Here is a 15,965-nt window from a genome sequence, read left to right on the forward strand (position 1 = left end):
GGTGGCGCTCGCCGATGCCGAAGGCATGGCCCTGGACCTGAGCCTGACGGTGTCGGCTTACCAGCATCAACTGCGCGACCTGATACCCGCCGAGCGACTGGAACACCTGAAGCCCGCACAAGAGCCCGAACAGGAACGCGTGCCGGCATGCTTCAAGCTGGATGCCCAACAGCTGAGCGTGCAAAGCCGCGACTTCCACCATCGCAACCTGGTGGCCATGCTGCTGAACAAGACCCTGGAAAGCCTGTACCCGGCCGATGCGCCTGCCGTGGAGCTGGCCGAATTCCGGCTGGGCACCGAGCGCCGCGGCCCCGCCCTGTCGCCGTCCGAGTCACGCTTCCAGGCCCTCACCCACGAAGACTACTCCCCCAACGGCGCCCGCCTGGCACAGCGACTCGACCTCGCCAAGTACCTGCGCTTCAACAGTGAACGCGATGAACTGGAACGGCGGATCATTGCGATGCGCAACCAGGCCCTGCAAGCCAGCAACGACCATGACGCCTGGCTCCGGACTGCCGAACCCCAGCATGTCGACAACTACTACAGCCTCGCGGCGGCCCTGGCCTGTTACGACCGCAACGAAATCGCCTCCGCCCGCGGGCTGGAAATTTCACTGGCGCTGTTGATTCAACCGATGGGCCAGCCGGCGCCCGGTACCGAAGAACAGGATCAGCGCTTCAAACGCCTTGAACAGTGGCTGGATCAACACGACAGCCCGCTGTACACCGCCCTGGCACCGTTCAACCCGTTCAAGGACAAAGCGGACGCGATCGGTAGCCTGTTCGGCGCCAGCGACAACGTGATCGAAGGCCTGGCCGGCCGCTTCCCGGCTATGGCCGGCATCACCGACCTCACCGCCCAGACGGTAAGCACCGTGATGCTCAAGCGCCTACGCGGGCAGACAAGGTGGGATGCCAGCCATGGCCTGCGTCAGCAGGTGTTGCTGGCAGCGCGCGAGGGTAATGCCGAGAAAGCTTTGGGGCTGCTGGCGGCGCGCTACCGGATCACCGGCCAGGCCATCGCGGAGAATCCCTTCAGCGAAGAGGTACAGAAGTACCTGAAAAGTGGCATGGCGCAGGTTGAAGAGATGAAACAAATCCGCATCTCGGGAAGCCGGACGGTGTCCATCGAAATCACCACCACTGCGCGCGCGAAACCCAACTTTCTCGGGTTGCTTACCACGGGGGTTGGTGGTGGTTTGAACGCGGGGATGCTGTGGTTCAACGTGATTTCGCTCAAGGCGGCTTACAACAGCCTGCAGCAGAGCGATTCACCGGAATACACGATGGGTTTTGCTTCTTCGATTTTTGGGGTAATTGGTGCAGCATCGGCGACGCTGGTTAGCGTGCGGGCAACGCAGAAAGCCTTAATGTTGAGATTGAGTTCAACTGCACCTGGGATGGCTTTTGGTAACGGTATCATTAATTTTTTAACGAGTAATCTCTTTGCGCGAGTTTCAGCCTACCCAGCGATAGCAGCGGGCTTTTTCTCTGATGGATATAAAGCGTTACGCCAGTGGCAGAACGGCAATCTTACCTCGGGGATATATACAGCGACTGGCGGTAGTTTAACGGGTTTGGGTTCTGTTCTAACTCTAGAAGGAACCCTTGCCATCGCAGGTAAGACGGTTGTTATTCCTTTTGCAGGCTGGACCGCAGCGGGGCTTGTATTGGTAGGAGCCGCTTTGATCGGAGCAGGTCTATTTTTCCACTCAAAGGCACATTCCCGCCTTCACAGCCCTATGGAACTATGGGCATGCAGAAGCATTTTTGGCACGAGGAAAAATGACGGTGAGGTACGAGAAAATATACATCTTGACTTCGAGAGAAAATTACCGCCCTTTCAAAATCTCCACGAAGAAGTCAAAGCATGGCAGATAGGATTTTTTTCACCAATAACTTTATCAGCATTGCAATCCGAGCAGCTCGGCATAACCGGTCTCACGACTGGATTTAACACACATAGCGATTGGTCGACGCCTGATTGGACAACAATAGTACACACACACGTCACTAATGAAAGCTCAACTGCTGAACTCACTCTTCTTTTACCAGGCTTTGCACTGGGCCAAAGTGAATGGTCGGGAACGCTTATAAGTCACAGCTTCGAAAAACACGAAAGCCGCTCTCCTGCAACACCGAAATGCCACATGACACCCGCTGGTTTAGTACTTCACTACAAGGTTGAATCCAGAGGTATCAGAGCTTTCACGCTCACGCTTGATTACGATAAAGACAGAGGCCTGGATAACGACACATATTCTACTACCAAATTTTATCTGGAGCGCTAAGTCCATGGCGACCACTTGGCTTTTCAATCCATCGCATAAATCAGGGATCCCCCCTAAAATCTCTGGACAACTTGTTCAGGCATACAAATCAAGCTTATGCTTGCGAAACCCCTGGGTCTCTGACTCTGTATTCATGGGGAAGATCTACATCGCAATGTTTTTGTCTACTTGTATATTCTCTTTCTCCAACCTCACGGATAGCAATATAGATTACTCACTCGACGGCGGTTCGATTTTCATTGCCATGCTAATTTTAGCGCCTTTCATTTTCACCCCTTTTTTAGTATATAGGATACTTTTCATAAAAAATCTTTCACACATTTTCCTGAATCGGCTAACAAAAAAAATCTATTACAAACGAATGAACAAACTCATAGTCTTCGATTGGAACAACATTGGAGGCGGTGTATTCAAGCGTACTGAATTCAGTGGTTCTGCCTTCACCACCAGCTACGCCCTCGCCTTCGCCCCACGCCGCGAGGACGGCAGCCTCCACCAAAAAGACTGCCTATGGGTCGACAGCAATGAACCCACCGATCCCGACACCCGACACGTCGCCGAAGTCTGGGAATACCTCCGCCACTTCATGGACCACGGCCCGGACAAGCTCCCACCGCCCGGCGAACCCAATTGGTGGCACAGGCCACTGCACGCCATCTGCCTCACTCCAGCAGAAGCCTGGCGCCACTACGCCCCTTGGCGCACCGGTGAACCGGGTGAAATGCAGGGCAAGAAGAACTGGCAACTGCCGTTCTGGGCAGTACTGTTCCCGTACAACATGACGGTCGCCATCGCTTGGTACTTCGTCTGCAAGCTTTTCAATGTCCGTGCAGCGCCACCACCCGCCGAGGCTTTCGAAGGAGCGCCTGTTAGCCCCGAATAACCACCACCTCCAGGTACTCACTCGGCACCACCAACGAAGAAGGGCCTGCGATGTTGCTCTCATCCAGCAACTGGGTCAGGTCCCTTTCCAGCGCACCGGCGGCCTCCGGCTCCAGCGAAGCAAATGCCTTGTGCACCGGCCCATACCAGGTGCGGAACACGTCGATGAAGTGCGCCGCTGAGCGGTAGCGGAAGTTGAACTGCTGGCGGCTGACATGCAGTTCACCAAGCGTGCCGTCGAACATTAGCCGCAACTGTTCCTCATCACCCCAGCGTGATGGCGGCAAGGCGCCGGCTGGCGGCGGCACGTGCCGCCCGAGGGTCTTGAACATCTGCCCGACGAAGCCTTGCGGGGTCCAATTGGCCAGGCCAATGCGGCCGCCGGGCCGGCATACCCGGGCCAATTCACGCGCAGCCTGTGGCTGGTTGGGGGCGAACATTACGCCAAAGGTGGAGAGCACCGCATCGAAGGTGCCATCAGCAAACGGCAGCGCTTCGGCATCGGCGGCCTGAAACAGCACGCTCAGGTGTTCGGCCCGGGCACGTTCCTCGCCGCGCTTGAGCAATTCAGGTACATAGTCCGTGGAGGTGACGCGGCAGCCGCGCCGGGCAGCAGCCAGGGTGGCGTTGCCATTGCCGGCAGCTACATCCAGCACCTGCTCGTCCCAGCGCAGGTCACAGGCTTCGGCCAGCCGTTCGCCTACCAGTTGCAGGGTGGTGCCGATTACCGCGTAGTCGCCGCTGGCCCAGGCGGCTTGCTGGCGGGCTTTGAGGGCATTGGTGTCCAAAGGGGTGCTCATGGTCTGCGCCTTCTTGTCGTGCGCGGCCGAGGTCCTTCTGGCGGTGTTCGCGCCGTGGGTTCAGGGATGGGTGCAACACAATACGCGCTCGGCGGGCGAAGCGGCAAGACCCAATGGGGATAGGGGCAAAAGCGAAGTGATATATAAAGACGGCCGGCCTCATCGCCGGCAAGCCAGCTCCCACAGGTATTGTGTGGTTTTCAAGCTCACACGGTAACCTCTGGGAGCGGGCAAGCCCGCTGCCTCAGAGGCCTGTATCGCGCAGCCGCTATCAGGCAAACTTGGCCCGGGCCGCGTGCAGCTTCTTGTAGCTCTCGATCAAACGCAGATGCCGGTCGAGGCCTTCGAGTTTCAGGCTGGTCGGGGTCAGGCCATGGAAGCGCACGCTGCCGTCCACCGAACCCAACACCGCGTCCATGCGCGCGTTGCCGAACATGCGGCGGAAGTTGGCTTCGTAGTCTTCCAGCTCCAGCTCGTCATCCAGCTGCACTTCCAGCACCACGTTCAACGCCTGATAGAACAGGCCACGCTCGACGGTGTTGTCGTTGAATTGCAGGAACGCTTCGACCAGCTCCTTGGCCTCCTCAAAGCGCTGCACGGCCAGGCAGATCAACAACTTCAGCTCAAGAATGGTCAACTGGCCCCACACCGTGTTCTCGTCGAACTCGACGCCGATCAGTGTGCTGATGGTGGTGTAGTCATCCACATCGCAGTTGTCCAGGCGCTTGAGCAGCAGCTTGAGCGGCCGGCTTTCAAGGTTGTGCAGGTTAAGGATGTCGGCACGGAAGGACAACGCACGGTTGGTGTTGTCCCAGATCAGGTCCTCGACCGGGTAGATTTCCGAGTAGCCCGGCACCAGGATGCGGCAGGCGGTGGCGCCGAGGTTGTCGTAGACCGCCATGTACACTTCCTTGCCCAGATCTTCGAGGATGCCGAACAGGGTCGCGGCTTCCTGCTGGTTGGAGTCCTCGCCGTGGCCGGAGAAGTCCCATTCGACGAACTCGAAGTCGGCCTTGGTGCTGAAGAAGCGCCACGACACCACGCCGCTGGAGTCGATGAAGTGCTCGACGAAGTTGTTCGGCTCGGTCAGCGCGTGGCTTTCGAAGGTGGGTTGTGGCAGGTCGTTCAGGCCTTCGAAGCTGCGGCCCTGCAGCAGTTCGGTGAGGCTGCGCTCCAGCGCCACTTCAAAGCTTGGATGGGCGCCGAACGAAGCGAACACGCCACCAGTGCGCGGGTTCATCAGGGTCACGCACATGACCGGGAACTCGCCCCCCAGCGAAGCATCCTTGACCAGCACCGGGAACCCTTGCTCTTCCAGGCCCTGAATACCGGCAACAATCGCCGGGTATTTGGCCAGCACGTCCTGCGGTACGTCCGGCAGGCACAGTTCGCCCTCGAGAATTTCGCGCTTCACCGCGCGCTCGAAGATTTCCGACAGGCACTGCACCTGCGCTTCGGCCAGGGTGTTGCCAGCGCTCATGCCGTTGCTGAGAAACAGGTTTTCGATCAGGTTGGACGGGAAGTACACCACCTGCTGGTCGGACTGACGCACGAACGGCAGCGAGCAGATACCGCGTGCCGTGTTGCCTGAGTTGGTGTCATACAGGTGCGAGCCGCGCAGCTCGCCGTCCGGGTTGTAGATTTCCAGGCAGTGTTCGTCGAGGATTTCGGCTGGCAGCGCATCGCGCGGGCCGGGCTTGAACCACTGCTCGTTCGGGTAGTGCACGAACGCCGCGTTGGCCAGGTCCTCGCCCCAGAACTGGTCGTTATAGAAGAAGTTGCAGTTCAGGCGCTCGATGAACTCGCCCAGTGCCGAGGCCAGCGCGGCCTCCTTGGTGGCGCCCTTGCCGTTGGTGAAACACATCGGCGACTGCGCGTCGCGCACGTGCAGCGACCACACGTTGGGCACGATGTTGCGCCACGAGGCGATCTCGATCTTCATCCCCAGCCCGGCGAGGATGCCCGACATGTTGGCGATGGTCTGCTCCAGCGGCAGGTCCTTGCCAGCGATGTAGGTGCTGGTGTCCGACACCGGCATCAGCAGGCCCTGGGCATCGGCGTCGAGGTTGTCAACCACTTCGATGACGAACTCGGGGCCGGTTTGCACCACTTTCTTGACCGTGCAGCGGTCGATGGAACGCAGGATGCCCTGGCGGTCCTTTTCGGAAATGTCCTCGGGCAGCTCGACCTGGATCTTGAAGATCTGGTTGTAGCGGTTCTCGGGGTCGACGATGTTGTTCTGCGACAGGCGGATGTTTTCTGTGGGGATGTCGCGGGTCTGGCAGTACAGCTTGACGAAGTAAGCCGCGCACAAGGCCGAAGACGCCAGGAAATAGTCAAACGGGCCTGGGGCCGAACCATCGCCTTTGTAACGGATCGGTTGGTCGGCGATCACCGTAAAGTCGTCGAACTTGGCCTCGAGACGGAGATTGTCGAGAAAATTGACCTTGATTTCCATGCGGGATTACCGTGATTTAAACGTGCAAAACGAAATTGGCCGGCATTATCCGGGTTTTTAAGCCAGAAGTCCTGTTTGCCTCACTGGCCCTATCGCCGGCAAGCCAGCTCCCACAGGTACCCCACAGTTTCTCAGGACTATGCAGTACCTGTGGGAGCTGGCTTGCCGGCGATGAGGCCTGGACTGACTTGCGCATTCCACCGGATTACTTGCCCGATCCTCTTAACCTGCACCCGCCAGCAGACCGGCGGTCGCCCCCCTGTGCTAGCGTTTCCAGATTGGGGAACAACGTATTCCTCACACGAGAATACACAGCGACAGCAACCGATGACTGGCAGGTGAACCATGGAACTACGCATCAACCAGAAGACCTATCAGGTCGAGGCGGACGCCGACACGCCCTTGCTGTGGGTGATCCGCGACGACCTCGGTTTGACCGGCACCAAGTATGGCTGTGGCCTGGCCCAGTGCGGCGCCTGCTCGGTGCTGGTGGATGGCAACGTGGTACGCGCCTGCGTCACCCCGGTAGCCGGCGTGGTCGGGCGCGAGGTCACCACCATCGAGGCGATCGAGGCCGATGCCGTCGGCAAACGGGTGGTCGCGGCCTGGGTGGAGCACCAGGTAGCCCAGTGCGGCTACTGCCAGTCCGGCCAGGTAATGGCCGCCACGGCGCTGCTCAAGCACACGCCCAAGCCCAGTGATGCGCAGATCGACGCCGCCATGGTCAACCTGTGCCGCTGCGGTACCTACAACGCGATCCATGCCGCTGTGCATGACCTGGCGCAAGGGGAGCAGGCCTGATGAATACGCCCGTCGATAGCCCTGCCGAACTGCTCAAACTGCAGCTGGGCGAAACGGTCAACCTGTCGCGCCGGCGCTTTCTGGCCGGCACCGCTGTCGGCGCCCTGGTGCTGGGCTTCGGCCTGCCCCTGGGTTCGGCGCGTGTGCAGGCAGCGGCCGCAGCAACGCCAGCGCGTGGCACACAGGTACCGGCATTCTTGGAGATCCGCCCGGACGGTACGGTGCGCCTGCTCAGCCCGTTCATGGAAGGCGGGCAAGGCCCGTTCACGGCCATGGCGCAGATCGTCGGTGAAGAACTGGACGTCGACCCGGCCCATTTCGTGGTCGACAGCGCACCACCAGGCGAAGCCTATGTGGTGATGGAAAACGGCATGCGTATCACCGGCGGCAGCATGTCGGTGCGCATGAGCTACCCGACCATGCGCCGCCTGGGCGCCCTCGCCCGGGCCATGCTGCTGCAGGCGGGCGCCGAACAGCTGGGCGTGCCGGTCGAGGAACTGACCACCACGCCGGGCAACGTAGTACATGCCACGACAGGGCGCTCCGTACCCTACGGCGAGCTGGCCGGGCGTGCCATGGACCTGCCAGTGCCCGACCCGGCCAGCGTCAAGTTGCGCGACCCCAGCCAGTTTCGCTGGATCGGCAAACCCGTACGGCGCCTGGATGCCTACGACAAATCCACCGGCAAAGCCCAGTACTGCATCGACATCAAGGTCGACGGCATGCTCCACGCCGCCGTGCAGCACGCGCCGCGCCTGGGCATGGCCGTGGGTAGCCTGCGCAACGAAGAACAGGTAAAGGCCATGCAAGGCGTGCACTCGGTGCATCAGTTGCCGGGCGCCGTGGCCGTGGTCGCTGAACGCTGGTGGCATGCCAAGCGCGCGGTAGAAGCCATTCAGGTGGACTGGAATGAGCCAGCCGCCGATAGCCCGCTACGGCCGATGCCGGCGGACTTCTCCAGCGACGGCTGGCGCCAGCACCTGGCCTCGGTCGACGGGCCGGCGCGTGACGAAGAGAACGACGGCGATGTCGCAGGTGCCTTGGCCAATGCCAAGACCAAGGTCGAGGCCAGCTACCACAACCAGTACCTCAACCACGCACAGCTGGAACCACCTTCTGCCCTCGCCCGCTTCAACCCGGACGGCACCCTCGACGTGTGGCTGCCCAACCAGGCACCGGACATGTTCCGTGACGACATTGCCAAGCGCACCGGCCTGGAAACCAGGCAAATCAACCTGCATTCGCCCCTGCTGGGCGGTTTCTTCGGCCGCCACTTCCTCTACGACTCGGCCAACCCTTACCCGCAGGCGATTGCCCTGGCCAAGGCGGTTGGCCGACCGGTCAAGCTGATCTGGAGCCGTGAGGAGGAATTCCTGCGCGATGTGCTGCGCCCGGTCGCCGTGGTGAAGTTCCGCGCCGGGCTGGATGCCGACGGCATGCCGGTGGCCATCGAAGCGGTGAGCGCCACCGAAGGGCCGACCGAGGCCCTCGCCGGCAAGCAAGGGGACAAGATCGACCCGACCGCGCTTGAGGGGCTGTCGGGCAAGTCGTACGCCATCGCCAACAAGCGCATCGCGCAGATCTACGTCAAGGGCCCGGCCATGCTCGGCTACTGGCGCTCGGTGGGTAACTCGCTGAACGACTTCTTCTACGAATCCTTCCTCGACGAGCTGGCTGACAAGGGCGGCAAGGACCCGTTCGAACTGCGCTTGCACCTGCTGCGCGATAACCCGCGCCTGACCAACCTGCTGAACGCCGTCGCCGAGTTGTCCGGTGGCTGGAAACGCGGGCCGTTCACCGCCGAAGACGGCAGCAAGCGTGCACGCGGCGTGGCGATGGCGTCTCCGTTCGGCTCGGAGGCGGCTGTCATCGCAGAAGTGTCGATAGAGAACGGCGAGGTCAAGGTGCACGACATCTGGCAGGCCATCGACCCGGGCAGCATCGTCAACCCGGCGATCATCGAACACCAGGTCAACGGTGCGGTCGCCCTGGGCCTGTCGCAGACGCTGGTGGAGGAAGCGGTGTACGTGGATGGCAAGCCGCGCGCGCGCAACTACGACCTGTACCCGATCCTGCCGCCTGCGCGCATGGCCCGGGTACATGTGCGCATTGTCGAAAGCGGGGCGAAGATGGGTGGCATCGGTGAGCCACCGCTACCCGCGGTGGCTCCAGCCGTGGCCAACGCGGTCGCGCAGCTCACCGGCCAGCGCGTACGCAGCTTGCCAATGAGCCGCCACACCTTCAGCTAGCGCACAAGGAATGCCCCATGACCCATCGTTTCGCAAGAACCGCGGGCTGGCTGGCGCTGCCGTGCCTGGTCGCGGCTGGCCTGCTGGCCTGGTATGTCACCCGCGAGCCCGCCTCGCCGTTTCCCGATGTGCAGGCCAGTGCTGCCGACCCGGCGCTGGTCAGCCGTGGCGAGTATGTAGCGCGGCTCAGTGACTGCGTGGCCTGCCACAGCGTGCCGGACGGCAAACCGTTCGCCGGCGGGTTGCAAATGGCCACCCCGCTGGGGGCGATCTACGCCACCAATATCACTCCCGACCAGGGCACGGGTATCGGCAGCTACAGCCTGGCCGACTTCGACCGCGCCGTGCGTCACGGTGTTGCGCCCGCCGGCCGGCGGCTGTACCCGGCCATGCCCTACCCGTCCTACGCCAAGCTCAGCGATGACGATGTCAAGGCGCTGTATGCGTTCTTCACACACGGCGTGCAGCCGGTCAAGCAGGCCAACCGGGCCAGCGACATCCCTTGGCCGCTGAACCTACGCTGGCCCGTCGCAATGTGGAACGGCCTGTTTGCAGCGACCACGCCCTACGCCGCTCAAACCGGCCAGGACGCGCAGTGGAACCGGGGTGCCTACATTGTCCAGGGCCCCGGCCACTGCGGCAGCTGCCATACGCCACGCGGCCTGGCCTTCAACGAGAAAGCCCTGGATGACAGCGACAAGCCGTTCCTCGCCGGTGCATTGCTCGATGGCTGGTACGCACCCAGCCTGCGCGGCGACCACAACACCGGGCTGGGGCGCTGGAGCGAGGCTGACATCGCCCAGTTCCTGAAGACCGGGCGCAACCGCCATGCGGTGGTGTTCGGTTCGATGACCGAAGCGTTCAATAACTCCACGCAGTTCATGAGTGACGATGACCTGGCTGCCATTGCCCACTACCTGAAATCACTGCCCGGCGACCCGCAACGTGATAGCGCACCCTGGCAGTATCAGGCGCAGTCGGCAGCGGCACAGCTTGATAGCCCCGGCGCGCATACCTACGTGACCCGCTGCGCGTCATGCCATGGCCTGGACGGCAAAGGCCAGGCCGAGTGGATGCCGCCATTGGCCGGCGCCACTTCGGTACTGGCCAAAGAGGACGCCTCGGCGATCAACATCACCCTTAACGGGTCGCAGCGGGTAGTGACTGCCGGGGTGCCGGATGCCTACCGCATGCCGTCGTTCCGCGAACAGCTGGGGGACCAGGAGATTGCCGAGGTGCTGAGCTTTGTGCGTTCGGCGTGGGGTAATCACGGCGGCGCGGTGAGTGCGCAGGCGGTGGGTAAGTTGCGTGGCCATACCGACCCGGCCAGTAGCAGCCCGATCATCTTGCACATGCGCTGAAGCACTGGGTGCCTGTGCTGGCCTCTTCGCGGCTAAAGCCCACAGGTTCACTCCCGGTGGGAGCATCTGTCTTGTGTTGCCTGCTCAGGCCTCATCGCTGGCAAGCCAGGCTCCCACAGGCATTGCACAAGGCTTGAGTCAATGCAATCGATGTGGGAGCGGCTTTAGCGGCGAAGAGGCCGGTACAGCCACCACTGAACATCAGGATCAATGGAGCCCTCAATGGAAAGCATCGACCTGCTGGTCCTGCGCACCACCCGCGACTGGCTAGCCGCCGGCCACCGCGCCCTGCTCGCCACGGTCGCCCGCACCTGGGGCTCCTCGCCGCGCCCGGTCGGCTCGATGATGGCCCTGCGCAGCGATGGCCGGGTGGTGGGCAGTGTCTCTGGTGGCTGTATCGAGGGCGACCTCATCCACCGCTACACCCGTGCCTACGGCGGCCCCGGCATGCCTGCCGGCCTGCCCCAGGTGGTGCGCTATGGCGTCAGTGCCGACGAAGCCCACCGTTTCGGCCTGCCCTGCGGCGGTACCCTCGAGCTGGTGCTGGAGTTCTCCCCCTCGCTGGCGCACCTGGAACAACTGCTGGCCTGCCTGGACAGCGGTAGCCTGGTACGCCGCAATCTCGACCTGCGCAGCGGCGCAGCCAGCCTGACCGCCACCGCCACACCTGAACTGTTCAGTTTCGATGGCCAGCGCCTGCTTAGCACCCTCGGCCCTGGTTACCGTCTGCTGCTGATCGGTGCCGGGGCACTGGCCGAGTACCTGGCCATCATGGCCCTGTTCAACGGCTTCAGCGTCTCATTGTGCGACCCGCGCCCAGAATACACAGCGGGCTGGAGTATCGCCGGGGTTACGCTGCTGCCGGGCATGCCGGACGACGTGGTCCGCGCCTTCCGCGCGGACGTTCGCAGCGCCATCGTCGCCGTCAGCCACGACCCCAAGCTGGACGACCTGGCCCTGCTCGAAGCCTTGCACAGCCCGGCCTTCTACATTGGCGCCATCGGCTCGCGGCGCAACAGCCAGCTGCGCCGCGAACGGTTGATTGAACATTTTGGTGAAAGCGAAGCGTCGCTGCAGCGCCTGCACGGGCCGATTGGCATCTATATCGGCAGCAAGACCCCGGCCGAAATTGCCGTCAGTGTCATGGCCGAGATCCTCGCTGCGAAGAATGACGTCCGTTTGCCCAGCGCAGTCAACGTGACACGTGCCAAGGAAGCCGAACAGCTCGCGCGGACCGAGTAGCAGCGGGTTTACCCGCGAATACAGATTATGCAAAGGCCGCAGGCATCAGCAGTAGCCGCAGCGCCTTTGCTCAACCCACCGACTTCAATGGCACACGCCCGCTTAACCGTTCCAGCATGGTCACGCAGTACCAGTCATCGAACTGGCACACACCGTTCTCGGCATTTTCCGAAAATGGCCCCGGTTCATAGGCCGGTGAAGAAACGCCCGCATGGGTGCCCTCCACCAGGCGTCGATCCTGGTCGTTGGTCGCCAGCCACACCTTGGTCAGGCGATCGAGGTCGTAATCCACCCCCTCCACTGCCGACTCCGGCACCAGCCATTTGGTGGTCACCAGCGTTTCACCAGGGCCAATCGGCAACACGCGGAAGCTCAGCGCATGGTCACCCAAGAAGTGGTTCCAGGTAGACGGGTAGTTGAAGTACAGCAACGCACCGATGTCCGCTTCGCCACTGTTGTCCAGCCGCCCATTCACCGCAGGCTTGCCGTCCATGGTGTAGCTGACCGCACCCGCCGACAACGGGATGCGGGTCATACGGAAGCGCCCCAGCGGGTCCATGACCAGGCGGCTGGGCATGCCGGCAGTTTCGCAGCGGGTCCAGTGAGCAACCAGATCGGGGTCGTCATCGCCACCCACGCCGGCCACCGACAGGTTCTCGACGAACGAGTTGAGCAGCTCTGGGTGGGTGCCGTCGCAGTGATAGCACTCGCGGTTGTTCTCGAACACGAGCTTCCAGTTGCCCTTTTCGATCAGGTTGGATTCGAAGGCGACCTTGCAGTTTTCCAGGCCGTGCGGGGCAATAAACGGGCTGACCGCAGCACGGAAACTGGCAAAGTCTGGCGCTTGCTGCGCGACGCACACGTAGATGTAGGTGTGCACGACTTGCACATGCACGGGCTTGAGGTTGTGTTGCGTCTTGTCGAAGTCCGCACCCATGTTACCGGCATAGATCAGGTTGCCGTCCAGCTCGAAGGTCCACTTGTGGTAGGGGCAAACCAGCTTGGCCACTTTGCCACTGGCGTGTTCGCACACTTTGGCGCCACGGTGGCGGCAGGCATTGTGGAACGCGCGCACTTCGCCATCCTTGCCCCGCACCACGGCTACCGGGTAGTCACCGATCTGCAAGGTGAAGTACTGGCCCGCCTTGGGGAGTTCAAAGGTATGGCCGGCGAACACCCAGTCCTTGTGCCAGATCTGTTCCAGGTCCTGACGGTAAACTTCGGGGTCCAGGTATAACTCGCGGGGTAATACATGCCGTGGTTTACGCTGCTTGATCAGACTCATGACGGATTCATTGCTATTCATTATTATCCTCCAGCCACACGGTGCGCTCGACGACCGCGGACAATTACCAGACCTTTATTCTTTTTGAACAACGCGTTGCCACTTCTTAGCAACTTAAGCCACTGCCTTCCTCGCTACAAACGACATTTTCAAAGGCCATTGCATAAGGCGTCGTTATGCATTGATCAGTTCAAACTCTCCAGCCGCTAAACTTTGAAAGCACCCAGTCGCGCACTCGCCCACACGCGTCATGCTCGGTATTTTCCCTGCACGCCAGGTAATGCAGGCTATTACGCAAGGTCACTTGCTCACGCACCGGCCTGGCCAGACGACCCTGCTCCACCAGTCCCTCCACCAACTGGTTCCAACCCAAAGCCACGCCTTGGTCGGCCAGCACCATGTTGATGATCAGGCTGTAGTCATTGGCGTGAAACAGCGGAGGGCTGCCGGCGTTACGCTCATCGATGTCAACGTTGTAGAACGCCAGCCACACGCTCCAGTCCACATGTTCGGCCACACCGGCCCGGCCGAACGGGCTCAGGTCGAGCAGCGCGCTGCTGCGCAGGCCCTCCAGGGTGCCGATCTCGGGGTGGCGTGCAAGGTATTGCGGCGAGCACACCGGGTAGATCACGTCATGGCACAGCGGGTAGATCGTGTAGGCCTCGCCCACATTGGCAAACTTGGAAATGATCACATCCGGCTCAACCCCTGGCTCACGCGTCAGAAAGTTATGCGTGGTGATCAGGTTGAGTTCGATATCCGGGTTGTTGGCACGAAACTCATTAAGGTGAAGCGATAACCAGAACGCCGAAAACGCCGGCGAGCAACAAATAGTCAGGACGTGCTTGTCCTGTGGGGTATGACGAATGCGCTCTGCCGCCTGGGCAATATTGACGAACGACAACTGCGAGGCCTCGAAAAACACCGAACCCGCGGGTGTTAGCGAAACGCTACGCCCCACGCGTTCGAACAACCGCGCCCTCAAGTAAGTTTCCAGTTCGCGAATCTGCCGGCTGATAGCCGCCTGCGAAACACACAATGCCTCCGCCGCCCGGGTAAAACTCTGGTACTTGGCGGCGGCTACAAAAGCTTTGACGGCACGTAACGACGGCATGCGAAGTAACAAGGTATCGGGGTCAACTTGCCGCTGCAACATCCTGGTCTGTTCTCCTCGTTCCGCGTACTTGACAATTGAATCGTACACGGAACACCGAAAAACACATCGGCACTAAAATTACTTTACGCATAACCCAGGGTTATACGAAAAAGCGGCCCGCTCACCGATAACACTGGGTTATTGAAGAATGCATTGAAATGTCGTTGGACTTGCCACTGTTACACACTTACATTGAGCCCCGTCCCGTACACCGTAGCCCTCTTCGGAAGGCCTGAACACTGTTCGTCAGCCGAGCCTCAGGTATCGGCCTTGGGTGCCCCATGACAATAACTACAAGAGCGTTCAGCCACACCTTCAAGGAGCGCAACCTGGGCTTCATGGCCCAATCGGTTGCCCGCCCCCAACCTTCCCGGGTGGGTTTTCTGTTGCTGGAAAACTTCTCCCTGCCCAGTTTCACCCAGGCGCTTGACGTGCTGGTCACGGCCAACCTGATTGCCCCCGGTTCGATCCGCGTGCACACCTTCAGCCACAACCACAACGAAGTGATGAGCGACCTGGCGATCCCCATCAGGCCAGACACGCCACTGACCGACGTGCGCCTGTGTGACCTCGACATCATGGTGGTCTGCGGCGGCCTGCGGGCTGCGCGTACCGTACCGGGCTGGTTGACCGCGCTGCTGAAGCGGCTGGCCAGGTTCCCGGTGGCGCTCGGCGGCTTGTGGAACGGTGCCTGGTACCTGGGCAGCGCCGGGCTGCTGGACGGCTACCGCTGCGCCATCCACCCGGAACAACGCATTGCCCTGGCCGAGCGCGTGCCGCACGCCCAAGTCACCCATGATGCCCTGGTGCTCGACCGCGACCGCCTGACCGCCGCCTCGCCGGCAGGCGCCTTCGAAATGATGCTGCAGTGGCTGAACATCGGCTGCAACCAGGCGCTGGCCGATGCCGTGCTCGACACCCTGGACCATGACCAGAGCAAGTTCCGCAGTTTTCAGAAGCCACTGCAACCCAAGGTCAGCCGGCCCCTGCGCGAGATCATCAAGCTGATGGAGGCCAACCTTGAGGAGCCGCTGTCGCCCGGTCAGTTGTGCCAGGCCATTGGCCTGTCGGTGCGCCAGGTGCAGCGGCTGTTCAAGGACCAGCTCGATACCACGCCACAGAAGTACTACTTCCAGCTACGCATTACCGAGGCGCGGCGCCTGATCCAGAACTCCAACGCATCGATCTTCGATGTCTCCATTGCCTGCGGGTTCGTCTCGTGCACCCACTTCAGCAGGTCTTACAGTGCGTTCTTCGGCCACCCGCCATCGAAAGAAGTACGTTATGAAATCTGAGCGACAAGGCGCTCACTGTTCACGCTATCACCGGCACCGAAAATAACAATAACCGTATAGCCATCGATCACTGAAATTTCGAGATGGCTTCACGGCTCCGTCTTGGGAGTCGCGCTGCCCCTTTGCCTCGAAAACCCTATCGGGAG

The 15,965-nt window shown here is 61.3% G+C and carries 11 protein-coding genes; 7 read left to right on the plus strand and 4 right to left on the minus strand.

The genetic code is table 11. The features are described from left to right. Both ACI2KG_RS19985 and ACI2KG_RS19990 read left to right on the plus strand, forming a co-directional pair. A partial coding sequence (locus tag ACI2KG_RS19985) for a T6SS effector BTH_I2691 family protein (protein WP_404662997.1) occupies positions 1 to 2,290 on the plus strand: 2,290 nt, incomplete at its 5' end. Positions 2,291 to 2,294: 4 nt separating this feature from the next. Continuing rightward, entirely contained in the window at positions 2,295 to 3,173 is an 879-nt protein-coding gene (locus ACI2KG_RS19990; RefSeq protein ID WP_404662998.1) for a DUF6708 domain-containing protein, read from the plus strand. Here ACI2KG_RS19990 and ACI2KG_RS19995 read toward each other — a convergent pair. Further along, a complete protein-coding gene (locus tag ACI2KG_RS19995) occupies positions 3,160 to 3,972 on the minus strand; it encodes a class I SAM-dependent methyltransferase (RefSeq protein WP_404662999.1) in 813 nt (270 codons plus the stop codon). The genes ACI2KG_RS19990 and ACI2KG_RS19995 overlap by 14 nt on opposite strands. Positions 3,973 to 4,243: 271 nt before the next feature. Beyond that, positions 4,244 to 6,430 (minus strand): OsmC domain/YcaO domain-containing protein, encoded by a 2,187-nt coding sequence (locus ACI2KG_RS20000; protein WP_404663000.1) that lies wholly within the window; start codon positions 6,428 to 6,430, stop codon positions 4,244 to 4,246. Positions 6,431 to 6,775: 345 nt separating this feature from the next. Here ACI2KG_RS20000 and ACI2KG_RS20005 point away from each other — a divergent pair, with 345 nt between their 5' ends. The 4 genes from ACI2KG_RS20005 (at position 6,776) to ACI2KG_RS20020 (ending at position 12,083) form a co-directional block, all read left to right on the plus strand. Beyond that, positions 6,776 to 7,231, plus strand: coding sequence for a (2Fe-2S)-binding protein (locus ACI2KG_RS20005; protein ID WP_012271943.1), 456 nt, complete (start codon positions 6,776 to 6,778; stop codon positions 7,229 to 7,231). After that, the gene (locus tag ACI2KG_RS20010) at positions 7,231 to 9,480 is read left to right on the plus strand and encodes a molybdopterin cofactor-binding domain-containing protein (RefSeq protein ID WP_404663001.1); all 2,250 of its coding nucleotides are present in this window, start codon (positions 7,231 to 7,233) and stop codon (positions 9,478 to 9,480) included. Before ACI2KG_RS20005 ends, ACI2KG_RS20010 begins: the two co-directional genes overlap by 1 nt. A 17-nt stretch (positions 9,481 to 9,497) precedes the next feature. Beyond that, complete coding sequence (locus ACI2KG_RS20015; protein ID WP_404663002.1) at positions 9,498 to 10,841, plus strand: c-type cytochrome; 1,344 nt, start codon at positions 9,498 to 9,500, stop codon at positions 10,839 to 10,841. A 222-nt stretch (positions 10,842 to 11,063) separates the two neighbouring features. After that, positions 11,064 to 12,083, plus strand: coding sequence for an XdhC family protein (locus ACI2KG_RS20020; protein ID WP_404663003.1), 1,020 nt, complete (start codon positions 11,064 to 11,066; stop codon positions 12,081 to 12,083). Between the two features lie 70 nt (positions 12,084 to 12,153). Here the strand turns inward: ACI2KG_RS20020 and ACI2KG_RS20025 are convergent, their stop codons facing one another. Both ACI2KG_RS20025 and ACI2KG_RS20030 read right to left on the minus strand, forming a co-directional pair. Further along, positions 12,154 to 13,389 carry an SRPBCC family protein gene (locus ACI2KG_RS20025; protein ID WP_404663004.1) on the minus strand — a complete coding sequence of 412 codons (1,236 nt, stop codon included), beginning with the start codon at positions 13,387 to 13,389 and terminating at the stop codon, positions 12,154 to 12,156. 169 nt (positions 13,390 to 13,558) lie between these two features. Next, positions 13,559 to 14,521: a LysR family transcriptional regulator gene (locus ACI2KG_RS20030; protein WP_404663051.1), complete on the minus strand. Its 963-nt coding sequence runs from the start codon at positions 14,519 to 14,521 to the stop codon at positions 13,559 to 13,561. Positions 14,522 to 14,805: 284 nt separating this feature from the next. Between ACI2KG_RS20030 and ACI2KG_RS20035 the strand changes: the two genes are divergently transcribed. Beyond that, the gene (locus tag ACI2KG_RS20035; protein ID WP_404663005.1) at positions 14,806 to 15,819 is read left to right on the plus strand and encodes a GlxA family transcriptional regulator; all 1,014 of its coding nucleotides are present in this window, start codon (positions 14,806 to 14,808) and stop codon (positions 15,817 to 15,819) included. Positions 15,820 to 15,965: the final 146 nt, after the last annotated feature.

Origin of the sequence: Pseudomonas sp. NPDC089407, from assembly GCF_044900445.1 — a bacterium.
Lineage (GTDB): Bacteria > Pseudomonadota > Gammaproteobacteria > Pseudomonadales > Pseudomonadaceae > Aquipseudomonas.